Origin of the sequence: Grimontia celer (genome assembly GCF_900055185.1) — a bacterium.
GTDB classification, from domain to species: Bacteria; Pseudomonadota; Gammaproteobacteria; order Enterobacterales; family Vibrionaceae; genus Enterovibrio; species Enterovibrio celer.
Genome location: NZ_FIZX01000001.1, coordinates 2182855 through 2204750, shown reverse-complemented (window position 1 = coordinate 2204750; position 21896 = coordinate 2182855). Strand labels below are relative to the sequence as shown.

23 protein-coding genes are annotated in these 21896 nt (G+C 49.0%); 17 read left to right on the top strand and 6 right to left on the bottom strand.

The features are described from left to right. Positions 1-6: 6 nt before the first annotated feature. From GCE9029_RS09690 to GCE9029_RS09670, 5 genes are read left to right on the top strand one after another with little or no spacing between them, the layout of a single operon-like run. Entirely contained in the window at positions 7-1149 is a 1143-nt protein-coding gene (locus GCE9029_RS09690) for a protein-glutamate methylesterase/protein-glutamine glutaminase (RefSeq protein ID WP_062662974.1), read from the top strand. Positions 1150-1158: 9 nt separating this feature from the next. Beyond that, complete coding sequence (locus GCE9029_RS09685) at positions 1159-1938, top strand: ParA family protein (RefSeq protein WP_062662973.1); 780 nt, start codon at positions 1159-1161, stop codon at positions 1936-1938. After that, the gene (locus GCE9029_RS09680; RefSeq protein WP_062662972.1) at positions 1928-3073 is read left to right on the top strand and encodes a chemotaxis protein CheW; all 1146 of its coding nucleotides are present in this window, start codon (positions 1928-1930) and stop codon (positions 3071-3073) included. Before GCE9029_RS09685 ends, GCE9029_RS09680 begins: the two co-directional genes overlap by 11 nt. 33 nt (positions 3074-3106) lie before the next feature. Further along, positions 3107-3595: a chemotaxis protein CheW gene (locus tag GCE9029_RS09675; protein ID WP_002537841.1), complete on the top strand. Its 489-nt coding sequence runs from the start codon at positions 3107-3109 to the stop codon at positions 3593-3595. After that, entirely contained in the window at positions 3595-4020 is a 426-nt protein-coding gene (locus GCE9029_RS09670; protein WP_062662971.1) for a DUF2802 domain-containing protein, read from the top strand. The genes GCE9029_RS09675 and GCE9029_RS09670 overlap by 1 nt, the downstream gene beginning before the upstream one ends. Before the next feature lie 16 nt (positions 4021-4036). Here GCE9029_RS09670 and GCE9029_RS09665 read toward each other — a convergent pair whose 3' ends face one another. After that, positions 4037-4330: an EscU/YscU/HrcU family type III secretion system export apparatus switch protein gene (locus GCE9029_RS09665; RefSeq protein WP_062662970.1), complete on the bottom strand. Its 294-nt coding sequence runs from the start codon at positions 4328-4330 to the stop codon at positions 4037-4039. Further along, positions 4327-5106 (bottom strand): flagellar hook-length control protein FliK, encoded by a 780-nt coding sequence (locus tag GCE9029_RS09660; protein WP_062662969.1) that lies wholly within the window; start codon positions 5104-5106, stop codon positions 4327-4329. Before GCE9029_RS09660 ends, GCE9029_RS09665 begins: the two co-directional genes overlap by 4 nt. Positions 5107-5273: 167 nt before the next feature. Here GCE9029_RS09660 and ccmA point away from each other — a divergent pair, with 167 nt between their 5' ends. The 10 genes from ccmA (at position 5274) to GCE9029_RS09610 (ending at position 13143) form a co-directional block, all read left to right on the top strand. Then, entirely contained in the window at positions 5274-5888 is a 615-nt protein-coding gene (gene ccmA, locus GCE9029_RS09655) for a cytochrome c biogenesis heme-transporting ATPase CcmA (protein ID WP_062662968.1), read from the top strand. Further along, positions 5888-6556, top strand: coding sequence for a heme exporter protein CcmB (gene ccmB / locus GCE9029_RS09650; protein WP_062662967.1), 669 nt, complete (start codon positions 5888-5890; stop codon positions 6554-6556). The genes ccmA and ccmB overlap by 1 nt, the downstream gene beginning before the upstream one ends. 57 nt (positions 6557-6613) lie before the next feature. Continuing rightward, complete coding sequence (locus tag GCE9029_RS09645) at positions 6614-7351, top strand: heme ABC transporter permease (protein ID WP_062662966.1); 738 nt, start codon at positions 6614-6616, stop codon at positions 7349-7351. Positions 7352-7354: 3 nt separating this feature from the next. Continuing rightward, positions 7355-7561 (top strand): heme exporter protein CcmD, encoded by a 207-nt coding sequence (gene ccmD / locus GCE9029_RS09640; protein WP_062662965.1) that lies wholly within the window; start codon positions 7355-7357, stop codon positions 7559-7561. Continuing rightward, positions 7558-8040, top strand: a complete 483-nt coding sequence (gene ccmE, locus GCE9029_RS09635; RefSeq protein ID WP_062662964.1) for a cytochrome c maturation protein CcmE — start codon at positions 7558-7560, stop codon at positions 8038-8040. Before ccmD ends, ccmE begins: the two co-directional genes overlap by 4 nt. After that, entirely contained in the window at positions 8040-10016 is a 1977-nt protein-coding gene (locus GCE9029_RS09630) for a heme lyase CcmF/NrfE family subunit (RefSeq protein WP_062662963.1), read from the top strand. Before ccmE ends, GCE9029_RS09630 begins: the two co-directional genes overlap by 1 nt. A gap of 2 nt (positions 10017-10018) precedes the next feature. Then, a complete protein-coding gene (locus tag GCE9029_RS09625) occupies positions 10019-10573 on the top strand; it encodes a DsbE family thiol:disulfide interchange protein (protein ID WP_062662962.1) in 555 nt (184 codons plus the stop codon). Further along, positions 10573-11064: a cytochrome c-type biogenesis protein gene (locus GCE9029_RS09620; RefSeq protein ID WP_062662961.1), complete on the top strand. Its 492-nt coding sequence runs from the start codon at positions 10573-10575 to the stop codon at positions 11062-11064. Before GCE9029_RS09625 ends, GCE9029_RS09620 begins: the two co-directional genes overlap by 1 nt. Beyond that, a complete protein-coding gene (gene ccmI / locus GCE9029_RS09615; protein WP_062662960.1) occupies positions 11061-12275 on the top strand; it encodes a c-type cytochrome biogenesis protein CcmI in 1215 nt (404 codons plus the stop codon). Before GCE9029_RS09620 ends, ccmI begins: the two co-directional genes overlap by 4 nt. Before the next feature lie 79 nt (positions 12276-12354). Beyond that, positions 12355-13143 carry an MlaA family lipoprotein gene (locus GCE9029_RS09610; RefSeq protein WP_062662959.1) on the top strand — a complete coding sequence of 263 codons (789 nt, stop codon included), beginning with the start codon at positions 12355-12357 and terminating at the stop codon, positions 13141-13143. Positions 13144-13206: 63 nt separating this feature from the next. On the opposite strand, the gene GCE9029_RS09605 is transcribed toward GCE9029_RS09610, so the two are convergent. The 4 genes from GCE9029_RS09605 to GCE9029_RS09590 all read right to left on the bottom strand — a co-directional run bounded on the left by GCE9029_RS09605 (position 13207) and on the right by GCE9029_RS09590 (position 17642). Then, the gene (locus GCE9029_RS09605) at positions 13207-14517 is read right to left on the bottom strand and encodes an outer membrane protein transport protein (protein WP_062662958.1); all 1311 of its coding nucleotides are present in this window, start codon (positions 14515-14517) and stop codon (positions 13207-13209) included. A gap of 323 nt (positions 14518-14840) precedes the next feature. Then, entirely contained in the window at positions 14841-16145 is a 1305-nt protein-coding gene (locus tag GCE9029_RS09600) for an outer membrane protein transport protein (RefSeq protein WP_062662957.1), read from the bottom strand. Between the two features lie 209 nt (positions 16146-16354). Then, positions 16355-17080: a DUF3379 family protein gene (locus GCE9029_RS09595; protein ID WP_062662956.1), complete on the bottom strand. Its 726-nt coding sequence runs from the start codon at positions 17078-17080 to the stop codon at positions 16355-16357. Next, positions 17073-17642 carry a sigma-70 family RNA polymerase sigma factor gene (locus GCE9029_RS09590; RefSeq protein ID WP_002537816.1) on the bottom strand — a complete coding sequence of 190 codons (570 nt, stop codon included), beginning with the start codon at positions 17640-17642 and terminating at the stop codon, positions 17073-17075. Before GCE9029_RS09590 ends, GCE9029_RS09595 begins: the two co-directional genes overlap by 8 nt. Before the next feature lie 776 nt (positions 17643-18418). On the opposite strand from GCE9029_RS09590, the gene fadI reads away from it, so the two are divergent. Further along, the gene (gene fadI / locus GCE9029_RS09585; RefSeq protein ID WP_062662955.1) at positions 18419-19729 is read left to right on the top strand and encodes an acetyl-CoA C-acyltransferase FadI; all 1311 of its coding nucleotides are present in this window, start codon (positions 18419-18421) and stop codon (positions 19727-19729) included. Beyond that, positions 19729-21849 (top strand): fatty acid oxidation complex subunit alpha FadJ, encoded by a 2121-nt coding sequence (gene fadJ / locus GCE9029_RS09580; RefSeq protein WP_062662954.1) that lies wholly within the window; start codon positions 19729-19731, stop codon positions 21847-21849. Before fadI ends, fadJ begins: the two co-directional genes overlap by 1 nt. Positions 21850-21896 lie beyond the last annotated feature (47 nt).

Sequence of the window (21896 nt, the reverse complement as noted above, 5' to 3'; positions counted from 1 at the left end):
AACGACATGGCAGTGAAAGTTTTGGTGGTGGACGATTCAAGTTTTTTCCGCCGCCGTGTTAGTGAAATTATTAACGGGGATCCTCGCCTTCAAGTCATCGACTGTGCAGTTAACGGGAAAGACGCAGTTGAAAAGGCAGCACAGCTAAAACCTGATGTCATTACCATGGACATCGAAATGCCTGTGATGGACGGTATTACTGCAGTTCGTGAGATCATGCAGAATAATCCTACGCCGATTCTGATGTTTTCTTCGTTAACGCATGACGGGGCAAAAGCCACGTTAGATGCGTTGGATGCAGGGGCGCTCGACTTCCTGCCAAAGAAATTCGAAGACATCGCACGTAACCGTGATGAAGCGGTCAGTCTGCTGCAACAGCGCGTGAGCGAAATTGCTCGTAAGCGCGCGTTCATGCGCAGACCCGCACCGGCTGCTCGGCCTGCAACTGCTGCACCAGCAACCGCTGCCGCACCGACAGCGCGTGCGCCAGTCCGTCCATCGACGGGCGGTGCACCTGCTGCACCAGCGGTGAGACCTGCATCATCGCCAGCACGTTTCAAAGCAAGCGGAAAACGCTATCAGCTCGTTGCGATTGGGACCTCAACCGGTGGGCCAGTTGCGCTGCAAAAAGTGCTGAGTGGACTGCCGGCGAACTTCCCATTGCCTATCGTGCTCATCCAGCATATGCCGTCTACTTTTACTGCTGCTTTTGCACAGCGTCTCAATGGTCTATGCAAAATATCAGTAAAAGAAGCGCAAGACGGTGATCCTCTGCAACCGGGTACCGCATATTTGGCACCAGGTGGTATGCAGATGATGATCGATGGACGCCCGGGGGCTGCTCGTGTGAAAATTATTGACGGCGGCGATCGTATGAATTACAAGCCGTGCGTGGATGTAACCTTCGGCTCTGCAGCCAAAGTCTACAACGACAAAGTGTTGTCGATGGTATTGACAGGAATGGGCGCAGATGGCCGAGACGGTGCAAGATTGTTGAAACAACAAGGTTCAACGGTATGGGCACAGGACGAAGATAGCTGTGTTGTTTACGGTATGCCGCAAGCTGTTGCTAAAGCGGGAATATCAACCGAAGACTTGCCGTTGGACCGCATCACCGAGCGTATTCTCGTTGAGCTCAACCTCGTTTAAGGAGCGGCTGTGATAGTCTGGAGCATTGCAAACCAGAAAGGGGGTGTGGGGAAAACCACCACCACCATTACCCTCGCTGGGCTTCTCAGTGAAAAGAACAAGCGAGTCTTGCTGATCGACACCGATCCGCATGCGTCGCTGACAACCTATCTGAATTACGATTCGGAGCAGTTGCCCCGTACCTTGTTCGATCTGTTCCAATTGCAGGCTATCAACCGTGATACGGTTAAACCGCTGATCCTCAATACCGAATACAAAAATCTTGATATTCTCCCATCGCACATGTCACTGGCGACGCTCGATCGTGCCATGGGCAACCGCGGTGGTATGGGCTTGATGCTGAAGAAAACGCTGGCATGTCTTGAAGAAGAATACGATTACGCCTTAATTGATTGTCCACCTATTCTAGGTGTCATGATGGTTAACGCGTTGGCAGCAAGCAATCGCATTCTTATCCCGGTTCAAACGGAATTTCTGGCGATGAAAGGCCTTGAACGCATGGTGCGCACGTTGCAGATCATGCAAAAGTCCCGGGCATCAGCGTTCAAAGTTTGTATTGTCCCAACCATGTACGACAAACGTACCCGTGCATCTCTTGAAACGCTTCAAGAGCTCAAGGTGCGTTACCCGGATCAGATTTGGACGTCAGCAGTGCCAATCGATACAAAATTCCGCGATGCAAGTTTAAAGCACATGCCGCCATCGTATTACGCAAAAAACTGTCGCGGCGTGTTTGCCTACAAAACGCTGCTCTCTTATCTGGAGCGACTTGAACAGGATGAAAGATAGCCGTGCCTTATCCAGTGTTCAGGCGCTGGATGACTATTTTGATGCACTGTTGGAAGAAGATTACTTTTCTCAGCAGCATGACACGGATGTGACGCCACAGGCCGAAGAGGACAGTGTTGCGCTGAAACCTCAGCCAGTGGTGATGGAACCGGTTGAAAAATTCAGCGGCGCGACGCTGACCAAAGACAAACGTGACTTGTCTTCGGTAGAGAAACTGCTTAGTCAGCTCAAGCTTGATGAAGACATGGAAGTAGAAGTCGAGGAATCGACAGATACGGAAGTGATCGTTAACAGTGAACAGGCTGTTGAAACCTATACTGAAGCGCTGACTGAGACAGAAACAGACATAGAGGTTGAGGTAGAAACCGAAACTGTCTTAGAGACTGAGACCGTCACAGAAGCTGCGGTTGATGTCGAAGCGGCTGTAGAAACTGACGTCGAGACTACCGTTGAGGTAGAAGCGGTCGTGGAGCCAGTCGTTGAAACCATTGTGGAAACCGATGTTCAAGCAATGGTGGAAGAAGCTGTAGAGGCGGAAGTTGTTGCCGAGCCTGAGGTTGAGGTCGCAATTGAGGAAACTGTTACTGAAGAAGTGACCGATTCTGTCGATACAGAGACTGAAACCGCTAGTGAGCCAGAAACTCAGGCTGATGAAGACATTGCGCCACCTTGGCAAAACATTGCTTCTGAGTATGCGTTTCAGGTGTTGTTCTTTGAGTCGTTTGGCGTGACATACGCCGTTCCCCTGGCTGAGTTGGGCGGGATTCATAAACTCGAAGATTGCAATCACTTGATAGGAAGGCCGGACTGGTATCTGGGCCTCCAGACTGAACGGGATCAGCAGTTGGATGTAGTAGATACTGCCAAATGGGTGATGCCGGAAAAAATAGCGGATAACAGCCATCGCGATGACTATAGTTATATTGTGATCTTGGGTGACAGTAAATGGGGCTTGGCTTGTGATGCCCTCCTCGGGACAGAGTCACTCAATGGTGAACAAGTGCGATGGCGCGAACAAGCTGGCAAACGGCCTTGGTTGGCCGGATTAGTCAAAGAAAAAATGTGCGCCTTGATCCACGTCGAAGCGCTGATTGCCATGCTGAATCAGGGTATTGATGCCAATGCGTTGGCGTAAGTGACGCAGCACAGCACGAAAAGAGGAAAATAAATGTCTCAGGTAGCTGAAGTTCAAAAAGAAAACGTGAATGACGAAGTCTTGCAGTGGGTGACTTTCCAGCTGGAAGACGAAACCTACGGCATTAACGTTATGCAGGTTCGGGAAGTATTGCGCTACACCGAAATCGCGCCGGTACCAGGTGCGCCAGACTATGTTCTTGGCATCATCAACCTTCGCGGTAACGTAGTGACAGTTATCGACACCCGTTCACGTTTCGGCCTTGCCCAAGGTGAAGTGTCTGACAACACCCGAGTGATCGTGATTGAAGCGGAATCTCAGGTCATTGGTATTATGGTCGACAGTGTGGCTGAGGTCGTTTACCTCAAGACATCTGAAATTGACACTACACCAAGTGTGGGTACCGATGAAAGCGCCAAGTTTATCCAGGGTGTCAGCAACCGTAATGGTCACTTGCTGATCTTGGTTGATCTGAACAAACTGCTCTCTGATGAAGAGTGGTCAGAGATGGCAATGCTGTAATGCTCGACCTTGTGTTGCAATGGTTACCACTGGGCGTTTCATTGAGCGTTGCGGTGGTTGCCTTGCTGATGCTAAGACGGGAAAAGAAAGCCCGCCAGAGTTTGGAGGCGAAATTCCAAGCCATGGAGCTACTTTATAAAAATGCCCGTCAGCAACAAGAGAGCCTGTCTAAGCAATTCAACGAATTGCGTGCGGGCTCCATTGGCATGAGCCAAAAGCTTGCGGAACTGTCGCAGCGCTTTGATGAGTTGCTCGATAAGCAAAACGAGATGGAAATGCAGGACCCAGATGGTCGCCTATACAGCCGTGCCAGTAAGATGGTAGAGCTTGGGGCGGATCTTCGGGAGTTGATGGAAGAATGTGACCTGCCGAAAGCAGAAGCAGAGCTTCTTCTGAATATCCGAAAGCAGCGTATGACGCGCTAATCTGATACCTAAAACATTAGACCGTTTTGTTGACCATTGACCCCTCCCAACCGGGCGGGGTTTTTCCGTCTAAGTACCAGGCAAAAGCAATCAACTCTGCGATCACCAAATAGAGTTGTTCAGGGATTTCGTCACCCACTTCTAATGCAGCCAACCAATTCATCAGGGCTTCGTCACTATGAATGAGTCCGCCGTTCTTCTCCATTTCTTCGATGAGCTTTTCGGCCAACACATCGTAGCCTTTGGCAGAGACCTTTGGCGCATTAACACCATCGTATTTAAGCGCCACTGCGCTTTTAGCTTTCTTCATACCTGAATATTCACTCCTGACGAAATGGTTTCTGTCTGCACGCTCTCTAAGGTGTTGATCTCACATCGCTCCAGTGCAATATGATGCTGGGCAAGTTTTTCCTCCAGTTTGGGCATTGCAGTCTCTATCTGATTTCGTAAGCCATCAGCATCGGTGGAAAAGCTGAGAGAAAGGGAATTGTCCTCAAGTTCTGCTGTCGCAGTGAGGTGACGGTTTTTGGCTAGAGTCAGGTTAAGCGTGACGCACCAGCGCAACTTTTTCTTTTTCCTTCCGGTCTTTTTCTCGACGTTGATGTGCACCGGAGAAAGGTTGTTGTCCCTGAACGGGAACAGCCAGTGGTAGTCACCAGGCTTGGTTTGCTCGTTGATGCGCTGTTCAGCCATCAACATGAGTAATGACTTAAGTTTTCCTGCACCGTCTTGTTCACCTGCCGCAGCTGTTGCTTGACGTAATGCTTCCAGCAACCCTTTATCAGCCTGTTGCTCGGCTAGCCATTTGGCAGCCTGTTTGCTATCGCTGGGCATGGTGAGTTGCTTTAGAAGAGCGATGACAACAGGGGCGAGTGTTTTTGCGTCCGACTTGGTTGTTTGCAACAGGGAATAAAGTGGCATAAGGGCGAGTAACTGGGAAAGCTGTGAACGCTGGCCGTTACCCAGGCTGCCTGTGTGGCCGGATGGTTGGAGTGGCTTACCCATTTCGAGCAAGCTTTTTACTGGAACATTTTTGAATGTTTCCTGCGTTAATGTATTGATGTGATTGATATTGTCGATTTTCATATTTACTCACAATTATTAACGCTTAGCGCATATACCCAGACCTCATCAATCAGTAGGATTTGATTGCTTGAGTGACATTAGCGAGACCTCGCGGCTAACGACTTTAAACGCCTCTATGGTATTATCGGGCAAATTTTTCATAACTTTATCGGGAAAGCTAATTTCTCATGTTGGAAGTGCGCGAGCTCAGCAGTATCCGTGATGAAAGGGTGCTGTTTGAAGATCTCAGTTTTACGTTGTCATCCGGTGATCTTGTCCAAATTGAAGGTCCAAACGGCGCAGGTAAAACCACACTCTTACGGATCATTGCCGGGCTAGGGCTGGCAGAGTCTGGGGATGTACTCTGGGATGGAGAATTGGTCAATAAAGCCCGTGAAGAGTTTTATAGCAATCTACTGTTTCTAGGTCATAGCACGGGTGTAAAGCGTGAAATGACCGCGTTTGAAAATTTGGCGTTTTACCAGCGTATGCATGGTGAAGAGAATGAAGAGAGACTTTGGGAAGCCCTTGCCAGAGTGGGTTTGGCGGGTCGTGAAGATGTACCGGCTGCTCAACTATCTGCAGGTCAAAATCGCCGGGTAGCCTTAGCACGACTTTGGATTAGCCAATCCAAACTCTGGATTTTGGATGAGCCGCTTACAGCGATTGATAAACAGGGCGTGAAGGTATTAGAGAACCTTTTTGAACAGCATGTAAATGATGGAGGCATGGTGTTGTTTACAACCCATCAAGATATGTTCGAAGGCAACCCATTGTTGCGTCGGATCAGGTTGGGGGCGTAATGGGATCTGCTATGTTTCACATGATCCGCCGAGAGCTTCTCGTCGCGTTTCGCCGTCAGTCCGACATGCTGAACCCGCTATGGTTTTTCATCATCGTCATCACGTTGTTTCCATTGGGCGTTGGTCCCGGGCCGAATCTCCTGGCAGAAATCGCACCCGGTATTATCTGGGTAGCTGCTCTGTTAGCGGCAGTCTTGTCGTTAGACAGACTGTTCCGCGATGATTTTATGGATGGCTCACTTGAGCAGATGTTATTGATGCCAGAACCTTTATCAGTTCTGGTGTTTGCGAAAATTATTGCGCACTGGTTACTGACTGGCTTACCACTTTTGATCATAAGTCCGCTTCTAGCGGTATTACTGTCATTAGACTGGGAAGCATATAAAGCGGTGGTGCTCACCTTGTTACTTGGCACGCCAACATTGAGCTTTCTTGGCGCGATAGGTGTAGCGCTGACGGTAGGTCTACGAAAAGGTGGCGCGCTGCTAAGCCTTTTAGTCCTTCCGTTGTTTATTCCGGTTCTTATCTTCGCGACATCTGCGATTGATATGGCCGCTGGAGGATTTCCAATTAACGGTCAGCTTGCCATCATGGGCGCAATGCTGGCAGGTTCGGCCACGCTTTCTCCGTTTGCCGTGTCTGCGGCCCTACGGGTGAGCGTCCAATAATACTAATTATTAATAGGGTCAGCAGACCCTTCATATTAACTGAGAGCGATATTTGCAATGTGGAAATGGCTTCATCCATATGCCAAGCCCGAGGCAACCTACCAACTGTGTAACACGCTGTTGCCGTGGTTTGCGGTATTGGCAGTACTGTCACTGATCACCGGTACCGTTTGGGGACTGGCATTTGCGCCGTCAGACTACCAACAAGGGGACAGTTTCCGAATCATCTACATTCATGTTCCTGCGGCCATCTGGTCAATGGGCGCATACATGTCGATGGCGATTGCAGCATTTATCGGCTTGGTTTGGCAAATCAAAACTTCGGACTGGGCAGCCGCTGCGATGGCACCAGTTGGTGCAGTATTCACCTTTATCGCTTTGGTGACTGGTGCAATATGGGGTAAGCCTATGTGGGGTGCTTGGTGGGTGTGGGATGCGCGCCTGACTTCTGAGTTGATTCTGCTTTTCCTGTACCTTGGCGTGATTGCCCTATATAACGCCTTTGACGATGATCGCACTGCCGGTCGCGCAGCCGGTATTTTGGCGATTGTAGGTGTCATTAACCTGCCTATCATTCACTTCTCTGTTGAGTGGTGGAATACGCTGCATCAGGGCGCAACTATCACCAAATTTGCGAAACCTTCCATTGCACCAGAGATGCTGTGGCCACTGCTTCTGAATATCCTTGGCTTTGCTCTGTTCTTCGGCGCTGTATCGCTGATGGGATTGAAAAACAAAATACTACAACGTGAAGCACACCGCCCTTGGGTCCGTGAGCTGGTTGAAAGGGGATAAATCATGCATTTCGATTCTTTCTCTGAGTTTCTAGCGATGGGCGGCTACGCCGGATACGTCTGGGGCGCTTTCGCGATCACTTTCATTGCACTGGCTTGGGTAGCACTGGCGGCTCACTTCGCCCGTCGCAAATTGTTTAAAGAAATTAAGAACAAAGTTGCCCGAGAGCAACGCATTAAGAATGCCCAAAAAATGGAGAACACACTATGAACCCGAGACGCAAGAAACGACTGGGGCTGGCTCTCGCCCTGGTGTTTGGTGTAGGCGCGACGATTGGATTGGTGCTTTACGCATTGAACCAAAACATGGACTTGTTCTACACACCAACTGAGCTGGTTAATGGTAAGCCGGATGGCACCAAACCAGAGGTGGGTCAACGTCTGCGTATTGGTGGCATGGTGGTGAGTGACTCGGTTGAGCGCGACCCGGAATCTTTGAAAGTGAGTTTCCGCGTGGCAGATATTGGCCCAGAAGTCACCGTTGAATTTGAAGGCATTCTGCCAGATCTTTTCCGTGAAGGTCAGGGAATTGTTGCACAGGGTGTGCTGGTTGATGAACGCACCGTGTTCGCAAGCGAAGTTTTGGCGAAGCACGATGAAGAATATATGCCACCTGAAATCGCAGAAGCGATGAACAAGGGACATAAACCGCTTGAGTACACCGAGCAGCAAAAACAGGGTAGCTACTAATGATTGCTGAATTAGGGCACTTCGCCCTTATTATCTCTCTTGGTTTTTCCGTCCTTCTGAGCATTTACCCTCTTTGGGGGGCTCACGTCGGAAACCAGGCCATGATGCGCTCCGCGCGTCCATTGGCTATCGGCATGTTCCTGATGCTATTGATGTCTTTCATCGCATTGAGCTGGGCATTTTACGTTAACGACTTTACGGTCACTTACGTGGCGAGTAACTCAAACAGTGCCTTGCCGTGGTACTACCGTCTGACGGCAGTCTGGGGCGCACACGAAGGCTCGTTGCTACTTTGGGTGCTTATCCAGGCTGGTTGGACACTGGCCGTTGCCATTTTCAGCCGTGGTATGCCGCTGGAGTCTGTCTCCCGCGTATTGGCAGTGATGGGCATGATTGGTGTCGGCTTCCTGCTGTTCATCATTCTGACTTCGAACCCGTTTGAGCGCACACTGCCTTATTTCCCAGTTGATGGTCGTGACCTCAACCCGCTTCTTCAGGATCCGGGGCTGATTGTTCACCCGCCGATGCTTTACATGGGTTATGTGGGTTTCTCTGTGGCATTTGCCTTTGCAATCGCCTCTTTGATGGCGGGTCGTCTTGATACGGCGTGGGCACGTTGGTCACGTCCTTGGACGACTGCAGCTTGGGTATTCCTGACGCTGGGTATCGCACTGGGATCTTGGTGGGCTTACTACGAACTTGGCTGGGGCGGCTGGTGGTTCTGGGATCCAGTAGAAAACGCCTCTTTTATGCCTTGGCTTGCGGGTACCGCGTTAATGCACTCATTGGCAGTGACGGAAAAACGCGGCACGTTCAAAGCATGGACTGTATTGTTGGCATTGTCTGCATTCTCATTAAGTTTGTTAGGCACCTTCCTGGTACGTTCTGGTGTACTGGTTTCAGTACATGCTTTCGCCTCTGATCCAAGCCGCGGCCTGTTTATTCTTGGATTCCTAGTGGTGGTTATTGGTGGGTCGCTGTTGCTTTATGCATTGCGTGCATCAGAAGTCCGTGTGCGTGGTAACTTCGAGCTGGTCTCCCGTGAGAACGTCCTGTTGGCGAACAACATTCTTTTGGTTGCTGCACTGGTTGTTGTCCTGCTTGGTACATTGTTGCCATTGGTTCACAAACAGCTTGGTCTGGGGTCGGTTTCCATTGGTGAACCATTCTTCAACCTTCTGTTCACTTGGCTGTCTGTGCCGTTTGCCTTCCTTCTTGGTATTGGTCCGCTGATCCGCTGGAAGCGAGACAACCTGAAGAACGTGAAAAAAGAACTGCTGTTTAGTGGCGTAGTTTCTGTGGTTCTTGGCGTTGCACTGGTTTGGATCTTTGCTGATGTCTTTATGCCGCTGGCGGCGTTGGGTGCTGTGATGGGTCTCTGGGTCATCACTCTGTCTTGCATTGAAGTGTATCAGCGTGCGACTCATCGTCATGACTTGGTCACCGGTCTCGGTAAGCTGGGTCGAAGCCATTGGGCGATGGTGCTTGGTCATATCGGTCTGGCAATTACCGTGCTTGGCATTGCAATGGTTCAGAACTATGACATTGAGCGCGACGTGAAAATGGCACCAGGCGATCGCATTGAACTGCAAGGTTATGATTTCCACTTCGCTGGTCTTCGTGACAAAGATGGTCCGAACTACGATGGTTATATCGCGGACTTTGACATTTACCGTGGCGATAAGCGCGTGAACACACTGCATGCTGAGAAACGTTTCTACACGGTTCAGCGCTCCATGATGACCGAAGCGGCGATTGACCGCGGTATTACCCGTGACCTCTATGTGGCAATGGGTGAACGTTTGGACGATGGGTCTTGGGCAGTGCGTATCTACTACAAACCATTTGTGCGTTGGATTTGGTTCGGCTCTTTGGTGATGTCACTGGGTGGATTGTTGGCGATCTCTGACAAGCGCTACCGTTTCCGTAAGAAAGCTCAATCAGAAGTCTCTGCTGAGCCAGTGAAGGAGGCTTAAAGGTGAACAAACCTTTGCTCTTTATTCCATTTGCACTCTTTATGGTGCTGGTTGGTGTTTTCTTTGTGCAGTTGGGTAAAAACGCCGAAGGTGATGACCCAACCAAGCTTGAATCTGTCCTTGTAGGTAAACCTGTGCCTGAGTTTCGTCTCGAAGATCTGGCGCAAGCTGGCAAGCTTTACGATCAGGACATTTTCAAAGGCGAACCTCTGCTTTTGAACGTGTGGGCAACTTGGTGTCCTACTTGTTATGCAGAGCACACTTACCTGAATGAGTTGGCGGCAAATGGCGTAAAAATTATTGGCCTGAACTACAAAGACGACCGTGTAAAAGCGATCGGCTGGCTGAACCAGTTGGGTAACCCGTACTTGATCAGCCTGTTTGATGGTAACGGTATGTTGGGCTTGGATCTTGGTGTGTATGGCGCGCCAGAGACTTTTCTTATCGATGCCAATGGTGTGATTCGCTACCGTCACGTCGGTGATGTGAATGATCGTAACTGGAATGACAAGCTGGGCCCAATGTATGAGCAAATGCTGGCGGAGGCAAAAGGCTGATGAAACGTTTTCTGTTAGCAATCATGCTGGCTGCGAGCGCAGCGTTTTCTGTCTCAGCGGCCATTGAAGTGTATGAGTTTGATACGCCTGAGCAGGAAGAAGCCTTTAAAAAGTTGGGTAAAGAGTTGCGCTGTCCTAAGTGTCAGAATAACAACATCGCTGACTCGAATGCAGGCCTGGCTCAGGACCTTCGTTTGAAGGTCTATGAAATGCTCAAGCAAGGTAAGAACGAAGATGAGATTGTGGACTATATGGTTGCACGCTACGGAAACTTCGTGACTTACAACCCGCCACTAACGGCGTCGACATTGATTCTTTGGGCTGGCCCAGCATTGTTTGTTGTGATTGGCTTTACCGTTTTGGTAATGCGCAGCCGCAAGCCTAAAGTGAAAACCGCAAAAGCTGAACTCGACATCGAAGAGCAAGCGCGCCTGGACGCGCTGTTGAATGAAGAGTCTGCAGATAATAAGAATAAGGATAACAACGGATGACTGAAATGTGGTTCTGGCTGATCACAGCCTTAATGATGGTGGTCTCTGTTGGCTTATTTATTTTGCCGATTTACCGCGGTAAGGAACAGGACGAAGCGGCGAGCCGTGATGAATTGAACAAAGCGTTTTTCCGTGATCGTATGGAAGAGCTTAATGAAGAAGCCGAGGAAGGTCTGGTAGAGAACCAGAACGAATTGGCGGTAGAACTCAAGCAGTCGCTGTTGGATGACATTCCAGCCAGTGAAAAATCAGCGACACAAAGCAAGGTCCCTTTTGTCGTCTTGGTACCAGGCATTCTTATTATGATTGCGATGAGCTATGGTCTATACAGCACCATGGGCAACTATCGTGAAGTGGTTTCCTGGCAGGAGACAGCATCTCGTTTGCCTGAACTTTCCCGTCGCTTGATGGCAGATACCAATGAGCCGATGACAGATCAGGAAATGGCTGATCTAACATTGTCCCTTCGCACAAAGCTTCAACAGACGCCTGATGACGCGATGGGGTGGTTACTTCTGGGTAGAATTGGTTTGGCTAACCGTGATGTGCAAACCGCGGAAGGTGCGATGGCAAAAGCCTATAATCTGATGCCTGACGACAGCGATGTGAAACTCGGCTATGCGCAGTCTCTGATGCTGTCTGGTGATGAGCAAAACAGCAATACAGCGCGCAACTTGTTGCGCGAAGTGATTCGAGTGGATCATGGCAACCTCCAAGCGTTCTCATTGCTTGCATTTGATGCTTTTGAGCGCGGAGCCTATGACGAAGCTGTGGCTGCTTGGTCAACCATGAAACAACTGCTGCCTGCGGACGATCCACGTATCTCTATGCTGGAGCGCAGCATTCAACGCGCGGAAGCGCAAATGGGTGTTGGTGAAGGGCAGTCCGTTTCTGTGACAATTTCGCTGGATGAACAAGTCCAATTACCAAGCGAAGGTGTATTAATTGTATCGGTTCATTCGGCAGATGGTGCGCCAATGCCCGTTGCAGCGAAGCGTTTACCGCTGAGCCGCTTCCCGGTAGAGGTCGAATTGACAGATGCTGACAGCATGATCCCTGAGCGTTTGATGTCTTCATTGCCAGAGGTGATGGTGAAAGCCCGCATCGATAACGATGGCAACGTAATGACCCGTGACGGTGATTGGTTTGGGGAAACCGTACCGTTTGAGCTCGGTGGAAGTTCACAGTTAGTGATTAACCAAAAGCAGTAAGTGCTTTATACTGCCAAAATAATGACAAAAGGTCGGTATTTAACCGGCCTCTTTTTTACCTAAAGGACAAATTATAACAATGTGGAAACAACTTATTCTGGCAGTTGGCGCGCTGGTTTTACTGAGTGGTTGTGCCCAATCCCCGGAAGAGTCACAGGCTGACGCTGAAACCAATGCCGAGTTCGATATTTCGCATCCTAACGATCCTTTTGAGGGATTCAACAGGGCGATGTGGACTGTTAACTACGACTACCTTGACCCCTACGTGGCGAAACCCGTGTCGTTGGCTTACGTGAACTATGTGCCAAGCTGGACACGAACCGGTATCTCCAACTTTCTCAGTAACCTCGAAGAGCCCGCTAGCATGGTGAACAGTATTGTCATGCTTGATGGCGATGCAGCACTGACGCACTTCAACCGCTTTTGGCTAAACACTGTGTTTGGTATTGGTGGTTTAATCGACATCGCCTCGGCAGCAAATGTCCCTAAAATTGCCGATCGCCAGTTTGGTGATGCAATGGGTTACTACGATGTTGGGCAAGGGCCTTACTTTATGTTCCCGGTCTACGGCCCTATTACATTGAGAGAAGGGGCGGGGGATGTCGTCGATGGGTTGTATCCACCACTGTCATTGCTGACATTTCCGCAGTCAATTCTGAAATGGATGTTTGAAGGGATGGAAGACAGAGCTGCCCTGGTTCAACAGGAAAGCTTGCTGACCAACTCACCGGATCCATACGCGTTTGCGCGTGATGCTTACCTTCAGAATAAAGAGTTTAAAGCCCGAGGCGGTAAGGCGGCTGATTTACCAGAGCTAGATGAGAGTTATCTGGATGACGACCTGCTAGACGAAATCGACGATTACTAAAAAATAGAAAAATAAATGCCACTCGATTGAGTGGCATTTTTGTATCTAATATCTACTCAGCAATTAGAAGCGGTAAGTCGCCTGAACACCTGCCAGCCATACGTTGCCAGAGGTTTGGCCTTCGAAGGTGCCACCGAAAGGTACGGAGGTTAGGTCAGAACTGATTCCTTCACGTGGCTCTTTTACATCCGCGTCTTTTGCAAAGATGTAAGTGAAACCAGCGTCCAGCGTCAGATTATCAGAGTAGTGGTAACCCGCACCCAAGCTTAACCAAAGACGATCAGTTTCTGGAATTGTAATGGTGCGGTTAGCGTCATCAACTGCTGCTGTATCATAAGCAACACCGGAACGAAGCTGAGTTTTCGTATTCAACTGGTAAGTGGCACCAACAGCGAAGCGATAGTTATCTTTCCAGTTCTCTTGTTTAACCAGTTGGTTTGGCTGAGAAAGAGAAGGGATATTTGCTTCCAGCTTTTCGAAGGTACTCCAGTCAGTCCAGTTGATGCTAGCATGCACGGCAACTGTGTCGGTCAGTTGGTGGAAGCTTGCTATCTCTGCGGTTGCTGGAAGAGTCAGTTCCATACTGCCAGGTAACTGCGCAGTAGTTGTACCAAACGCTAAGCCTGTCGCATGGCCTTCCAGATTCAGGTTCACTTCAGAGCGATAATTAAAGCCTAAACGGTTGTTTTCATTGATCTGCCACGCAGCACCAGCTTGCCAACCCCAAGCAGTATCATCACCTTCCATGTATTTTAGAGTCGTACCTTTGGGTACAGGAATTGAGAAGTTGGGAGTGACTTGGAGTGCTGCATCTGCGGAACTCTTTGCACCAATGCTTCCTTCGCCCATTACATAACGAACACCTGCACCTACAGAGAACTGGTCGTTAATCTTGTATGCGATGTTTGGATTGATTTCCATGGTCATCACTGACGCTTCATTACCAAACTGGGTGCCTTTGAAGTTGTCATCCAGCTTAGTGTGCATGCCGAAGTTCGAGCTCAGTGCCAGACCCAAGTAAACCTTCTCGTTCAATTGATGAGAGAAATAGAAGTTTGGAATAAAGGCTGAGTCAGCAAAGTCTTTAGATGATGTATGTTCACCAGTTTGTGTGATGGTGCCTTCCACATCCACGTTTGGATCAACGTATATAAGGCCAGTAGAAACCTGGGTGCCGTCCAGGTAAGTCATCATTGCTGGGTTGCGGAACTGGGCAGATGCGTTGTCCGCCATTGCTGCTTCACCCGCGTAAGCTCGGCCAAGACCTGTCGCAGAATACTCTGCCAGTTGGAAGCCCGCCGCCGTTGCTGACGTTGAAGAGAGAGAGCCAAGTGCCGCAGCAATTGCCAACGGAAGGAGTTTGTTCTTGTTCATTAGAGTATTTACTTGATTTTAAGGGTCGGTACAGATTACTGACCAAAAACCAATATGCAATTTTGACAATTAGTGCCGCAGCTTTTTTAGAGATTTATTTTGTAGATGAAAGGTATTGCAGGTATAGATGCTTTTATTCGTCGATTTTGGAACAGGTGTACGCTGAGTTTCGGCGAACACGTGTTTATTGAATTAGCCTATTAAGCGTACTCATGTACGCTGAAATACTCAGTGATACAAGGGGATTTTTAATATTCGTAAAATTTGGGCGAACAGAAAGGGGAGCGAATGCTCCCCTTAAAATACACTAGCCACTCACTAAATTAGAAGGTACGGCTGTATTGCAGACCCATCAGGATTGCATTTGCTTGGGTTGTTGCGGATACCGAAGAAAGCGTAGATCCATTGAGTGGGTTTGGAGTGCTTTCGTTTACTGAAACTTTTTCACCCATCAGATAGGTAAAGCCAAAGTCGATGGTTGAGCTCTTATCAAGGTTGTAAGTTAAACCAGTAGAGAACCACTGACGATCTGAGTCAGGCACAGAAATAGATGTAAGCTCATCCTGAGCACTGGTGTCATACATATAACCAGCACGAAGTGTCCAGTCATTGTTTAGGTAGTAGGTACCACCAATGCTGTAGTGCCAGCCATCTTGCCACTCGTATGGTTTATCGTACTGACCACTGACAACAGAGCCTTGCAGGTTGCTAAAGCTAATTTTGTCAAAGTCACCCCATCCGATGTACTGAACGCTATAGTGGACGGCGAATTTGGTGTTTTCAATTTTGTGGAAACCGGAAAATTCAGCGATATCAGGCAGTGGAAGAGTGATCTTCTGTCCCTTGTCGTCTTCCGCTTCAAATTCAGGGCTGTATCGGTAAGCGAAACCAAAGCGATTGTTTTCATCTAGTTCATAAACGGTACCTACATTGAAACCTACTTCAATGCCCGTTGCGCCTTCAACACTCAGCAAAGGTAAACCTGCAAGAGGGCGGGTTTGAGGGTTGAGAGCCAGTGCTCCGGTGACTTGAGTACTTGGCTTCCTAATTAAAGTACCTTCCGCATATATGACGTCGACGCCAGCACCAAAGCTCCATTGGTCATTCAATCGGTAAGAACCAGCTAGGCCAAGGTTGAAACTTTTCACGTCGGTCAAGCCACCGTATTCTGCCGCGACATAGTCATCTCCGAACTCTGTTTTGGTACCGAAGTTAGAATAGGCATTTAAACCTACTGCGAACTTTTCGTTTAGAGGCATGATGAAGTGAATGTTTGGTGCAATGGATGTACTGCCTACGTCATCAGTATCTTCAACTGAAGTAGCAGGAACCAAACCACCGGTTAATTCGCAAGCTGGGCCACAGTACTCTGCATCACTGACTTTGATGTCAGTAGTTATGGTCTCAAAACCGATTGAGAATACTTTCTCATCGAACAGAGCCATTGCAGCAGGGTTGCGTGCCATAACTGCTGCGTTATCTGCAATAACTGCATCACCAGCAAAGGCGCGGCCAATACCAGTGGCTGATTGAGCATTTAGTTGGAAGCCAGCAGCTAGTGCTGACGTTGAACTCGCCGCAACAGCAATCGCCACTGCTGAACGAATAAACAGACGCTTCTTATTCATAATGTGAATTAATCCGATTAAATTTATAATTTTTCTGGTGTTTTCTGCTTATTTTTAAGCAGCGCGGATTCTATTGTGAAGGTAATGAATTGGAAATCTGACCAGTTATGAGACGCTGTAGAGTAACTGCGCCATGAACTGCTAGGTGTCTGTTATTTATAAAAAAGAAAAGGGAGCATAAGCTCCCTGAATAAATGTAATTGTTTGTATCAGGCTTTTTGGTTGAGATGCAACTTAAGCTGCTCAGCAACAGGCATGATGTCAGAGCCTTCTTTGCCAACAACAATTACACTACTGTTATTCGCTGCAGGCATGGATACCGCTTCCATGTTGCCATCGCTATAGCTTTCCATTGCTGGAGACTGCTGCGGTACAACGAATACAGTGAAATCTTGCCCGCTTTCGCCTTGGATCACCATGTGTACAGCATGCTTATCATCAAAACTACAGTGATTGATGTAAGACACTTCACCAGGTAACTGACCATTAAATGTCTTACCCAAAGGCGCAAGCTTGGCATTCACTTGTGTGAGAGTTGCTCCCTCAAACACGTTATTTGTGAAGTCTTCTTCATGGTAATAATGCTCTAGCGCAATTTGCCCAAGGCTTGCCTGTCCAGGCAATACTGGGAGTGCCTGCCAGTTAAACTGACCAAGCATAATGCCGAATGCGAAAGCAACAGAAGCCGCAATAGCGAGATGGAAACGGGGTTTTCTCGCTTCTCTAGCGACATCGCTACTCTGCTTAAACAGCACCTTGTCGACCAAGTCATCTGGCACATCCACGCGCAGAGTTTGATCTAACAGCGCATCTAGCTGATCCAGCTCTGATGCTAATTTTTGATTGGCAGGCGATTCGGATTTTGCTGCCAGAATCTCAGGGTCTTTATCTTGTGGGTCCGCCAGAAGGCGTCGACGGAATTCGAGCTCATCCATTTAGCGCACCTCGCTGGCCTGAAGTTTGATTGTCCATGAACTCTTTCAATTGGTTTCTCGCTCTGAACAAACGCGTCATAACAGTGTTTTTGTTTAGGTCTAAGATCTCAGCGATCTCTTCACCGCTAAATCCGGCAACGACCTGCAACACCAACGGTTCTCGATATTCTGGTGACAGACGCATGATCTGCTTGTGAAGCCATTGCTGTTCAACCGAGGCTTCTTCACTGGGGCGTGCATCGTCTGCGACCTGGTGGTCATCAATATCTACCAATTCGAGTTGTTTACGCTCGAAACGGCGTGCATTTTCGCGCCTAAGAATGGTGATCAGCCAAGCTTTGGCGGCGTTGTCATCTTGAAGGCTATCAAGCGAGCGCCATGCACGTAGGCAGGTTTCCTGCACCAAATCTTCCGCTACGTGCTGGTCTTTCGTCAACCAGTATGCATAACGGTAGAGGTCTCTGTGCCAGGCTCTCACGAGCGCTTCGTATCGTCTCTGCTTTTCCATATCACTAGAGACCTTGGTTTCTGACTTTTTATTTCCAAATAATTTCAAAACCATTCTATCATCCTGATTATTTAGGATTTTAAATGCCAAATCGCTGTAAAAATCTTCACCAAAGGTCAACAGCCCCTAAGGTAAGCAATCTGGCTTTAAGACGGTTAGCCGCTCTGCTGTAATTGTAGTGTTGATTGGGCCAATAAATAACCATGTTAATTGTAAGGTGCAGCCTTCCGAAGGTAATTTGGTTTGAATTTAATCAATTAGCTAGCAATTGTAGGGTTTCAGACAATTTTCTAAGAATCGAAATAATTCAACTAAATGCATATTTGGCCAATCTGACTCGCAATCTTCCCTTCGGTTTAGCCTCTCTTTCCTTCGATTGATGAGTAATCAAACAAAAAATTGATCTGCTTCAACATCGCTTCCTGACGCGTGGGTATAGTAGGCACTGTCATCTGGTGACGTGTTACAGGCTTCGTTGGTTTACCGAATCTGTCGCATGAAACCGTGTTGAGCAAGATGACAAACTTCCTTTTTGAAGGCTGACTTTACTTTCTCCTCAGGTCAATGACCTGATTTGCAATTGGCTTTACGTTAATTGATTTAATACGTGATTGCTTTCCACATACGTTGCCACACCTGATAGGTGTGGTTTTTTTTTGCTTTGTGTTTTCAGTCGCCCTCCAACTTCACTTCTCGCTCAGTTTTTATTTTCAAAAATGTCGTAACGGTCTATGTTTGCTTGGCAGATTTAATTAAAACGCACGTTTTAATCTGATAACAAATTGGTTACACTCTTCTGGTCTGACCTCTAATAATTGCAAGGAGCGGCAATGAACTCTCCCCAGAATCTGACTACGCGTCAGGGTGAACGTATAGCTGTTGTTGCGGGTTTACGTACCCCGTTTGCACGACAATCCACCGCTTATGCGGATGTGCCAGCTGTTGATCTCGGCAAGATGGTTGTTAGCGAAATGCTAAATCGTACCGACATCGACCCTAAGCTTATCGACCAACTGGTTTTTGGACAGGTTGTTCAAATGCCGGAAGCGCCGAACATCGCTCGTGAAATCGTGCTTGGTACAGGAATGAATGTTCATACTGATGCTTACAGTGTCAGCCGTGCTTGTGCGACCAGTTTCCAATCTGTCGTTAACGTCACCGAAAGCATCATGGCCGGTGCTGTTGATATCGGTATCGCAGGTGGCGCAGATTCCTCTTCCGTGCTGCCAATTGGTGTGTCCAAACATATGGCAGCGACCCTGTTGGCACTCAGCAAAGCCAAGACGATGAGTAAGCGCTTAAAACTCCTAAGTAAACTCTCCCTCAAAGACTTGGCACCGGTTCCTCCAGCAGTTGCCGAATATTCGACGGGTCTCAGTATGGGGCAAACCGCTGAGCAAATGGCCAAGAGCCATGGCATTACTCGTGAAGAGCAAGATGCGTTGGCACACCGCTCGCATTCTCTCGCAGCGAAAGCTTGGGCGGACGGATTGGTTCGTGACGAAGTGATGACTGCCTTCCCAGAACCTTATCGCCAGTGGATTGATAAAGACAACAATGTTCGCGAAGACTCCACGGTGGAAGGTTACGCGAAACTGCGTCCGGCGTTTGATCGCAAATACGGCTCTGTGACTGCTGCGAACAGTACACCTCTAACCGATGGTGCCGCGGCAGTGATGTTGATGCGTGAAGGACGTGCCAAAGAGCTTGGCTTAACGCCGCTGGGTTACATCCGTTCTTACGCGTTTTCAGCGATTCAGGTCGAACATGACATGTTGATGGGACCTTCTTACTCCACACCAATCGCCTTAGATCGCGCTGGCATTACGCTTTCTGATCTCACTCTGATTGACATGCATGAAGCGTTTGCTGCGCAGACATTGGCTAACGTGAAAATGTTTGCGTCCAAAAGCTTTGCAGAACAGAAGCTGGGTCGTAGCCAGGCAATTGGCGAAATCGACATGGACAAGTTCAATGTGTTGGGGGGCTCGATTGCTTACGGTCACCCATTTGCCGCAACCGGTGCGCGCATGATCACTCAAACCTTGAATGAACTTCGCCGCCGTGGTGGTGGTTTGGCATTGAATACTGCTTGTGCAGCAGGTGGTCTGGGTGCAGCGATGATCTTGGAGGCAGAATAATGACGGAGCAAACAACCCCAACAAACGGTGCGTTCTCGCTGAGCTACGGTGACAACGGTGTGGCGTGGCTGAGCATTGATGTGCAGGGCGAAAGTATGAATACCCTGCAAGCCACCTTTGTTGATGAAATCAGTGCAATTCTGAGCGAGCTTGAAAGCAAAAGTGATATCAAAGGTCTGGTGCTGCACTCGGCAAAACCGGATAACTTTGTTGCCGGTGCTGACGTTCGCATGCTGGATGCCTGCAATACTGCAGAGGATGCTCAAGCCATTGCTGAGCATGGGCAGAAGCTTTTCTCCCGCATTGAGAAGCTACCTTTCCATGTCGTTGCCGCGATTCACGGCCCAGCGCTGGGCGGTGGTCTGGAACTCGCTCTGGCTTGTCATAGCAGAGTTGCGAGTGATGATGATAAAACCCGTTTAGGTCTGCCGGAAGTTCAGCTTGGCCTGTTGCCAGGTTCTGGTGGTACTCAACGTCTTCCAAGACTGATTGGTGTACCGGGCGCGTTGGATATGATTCTGACGGGCAAACAACTTCGCGCGAAGAAAGCGAAGAAAATGGGCGTGGTCGATGATGTGGTTCCCCAGTCTGTGTTGCTTCGCGTTGCTGAAGAGTTGGCGCTGAAAGGTAAGCCTAAGCGTAAAGGTAGCTGGCAGGATTGGGCGATGGGCGGCAATGCACTTGGTCGCTCTGTTGTGTTCGATCAGGCTGCAAAGAAAACCCGTGAGAAAACTCGCGGTAATTACCCTGCTACCGAAGCTATTCTCGAAGTCATCAAACATGGCTTGGATAAAGGCACAGAGAAAGGTCTGGCGCTGGAAGCAAAACGCTTTGGTGAGCTGGTGATGTCATCAGAATCAGCCGCACTGCGCAGCATTTTCTTTGCCACCACCGCAATGAAAAAAGAAACCGGCGCTGATGCTGAGCCTCGCACTGTGACAGGCGTGACTGTGCTGGGCGGTGGTTTGATGGGCGCTGGCATCGCTAATGTGTCTGCGACCAAAGCGAATACACCTGTGCGCGTCAAAGATGTCAGCAACGATGGCATCCTGAATGCGATGGCTTACAGCTATAAACTGCTGGATAAAAAGCGCAAGCGCCGCATCATTTCCAAAGCCGAAATGCAAAAGCAGATGGATCGTATTAGTGGTACGACTGACTATTCCGGTATGAGCCAAAACAACGTGGTTGTCGAGGCCGTATTTGAAGATCTCACACTGAAGCACCAAATGGTTGCCGAGGTGGAAGAGAATCTGGCTGAAGACACCATCTTCGCTACCAACACTTCATCACTGCCAATCCATCAAATCGCCGAGGGTGCGAAGCGTCCTGAAAATATTGTGGGTCTGCACTACTTCTCGCCGGTCGATAAAATGCCGCTGGTGGAAGTTATTCCACATGCGGGCACGTCCGAAGAAGCCGTTGCGACTGTGGTGAAGCTTGCGAAGAAGCAAGGTAAAACGCCGATTGTGGTCGCTGACAAGGCCGGGTTCTACGTGAACCGTATTCTTGCGCCTTACATGAACGAAGCGGCAAGAACCTTACTGTCCGGTGAGTCGGTTGAGCACATTGACAATGCGCTGTTGGATTTCGGTTTCCCTGTTGGCCCAGTGACACTGCTGGATGAAGTGGGTATCGACATTGGCGCGAAGATCAGCCCAATCCTGTTGAACGAATTGGGCGAGCGATTCCGTGCACCGGATGTGTTCGACGTAATGCTGAATGATGGCCGTAAAGGTCGTAAGAGTGGCAAAGGCTTCTTCGTTTATAACGGTAAGAAAAAAGAAGTCGATAAGCGTGTTTACACCTTGCTGGGTGTTGAGCTGAAAAGTCAGCTTTCAGCCCATGAACTGGCCGTTCGCTGTGTGCTGATGATGCTGAATGAAGCTGCTCAGTGTCTGGATGAAGGTGTGGTGAAATCTGCGCGTGACGGTGACATTGGTGCTGTGTTCGGTATCGGATTCCCTCCATTCCTTGGCGGTCCATTCCGCTATATGGACCACATTGGCATTAAGCGCTTGGTGGAAATGCTTGAGCAGCATGAAGCCAAGTACGGTGAGCGGTTTGCACCGTGTGAACTGCTTAAAGCCATGGCAGCGGAAGGGAAGACGTTCCATTAATTAAGCCTTAAACAAAAAATCCCCGGGCCAGCCGGGGGTTTTTATAT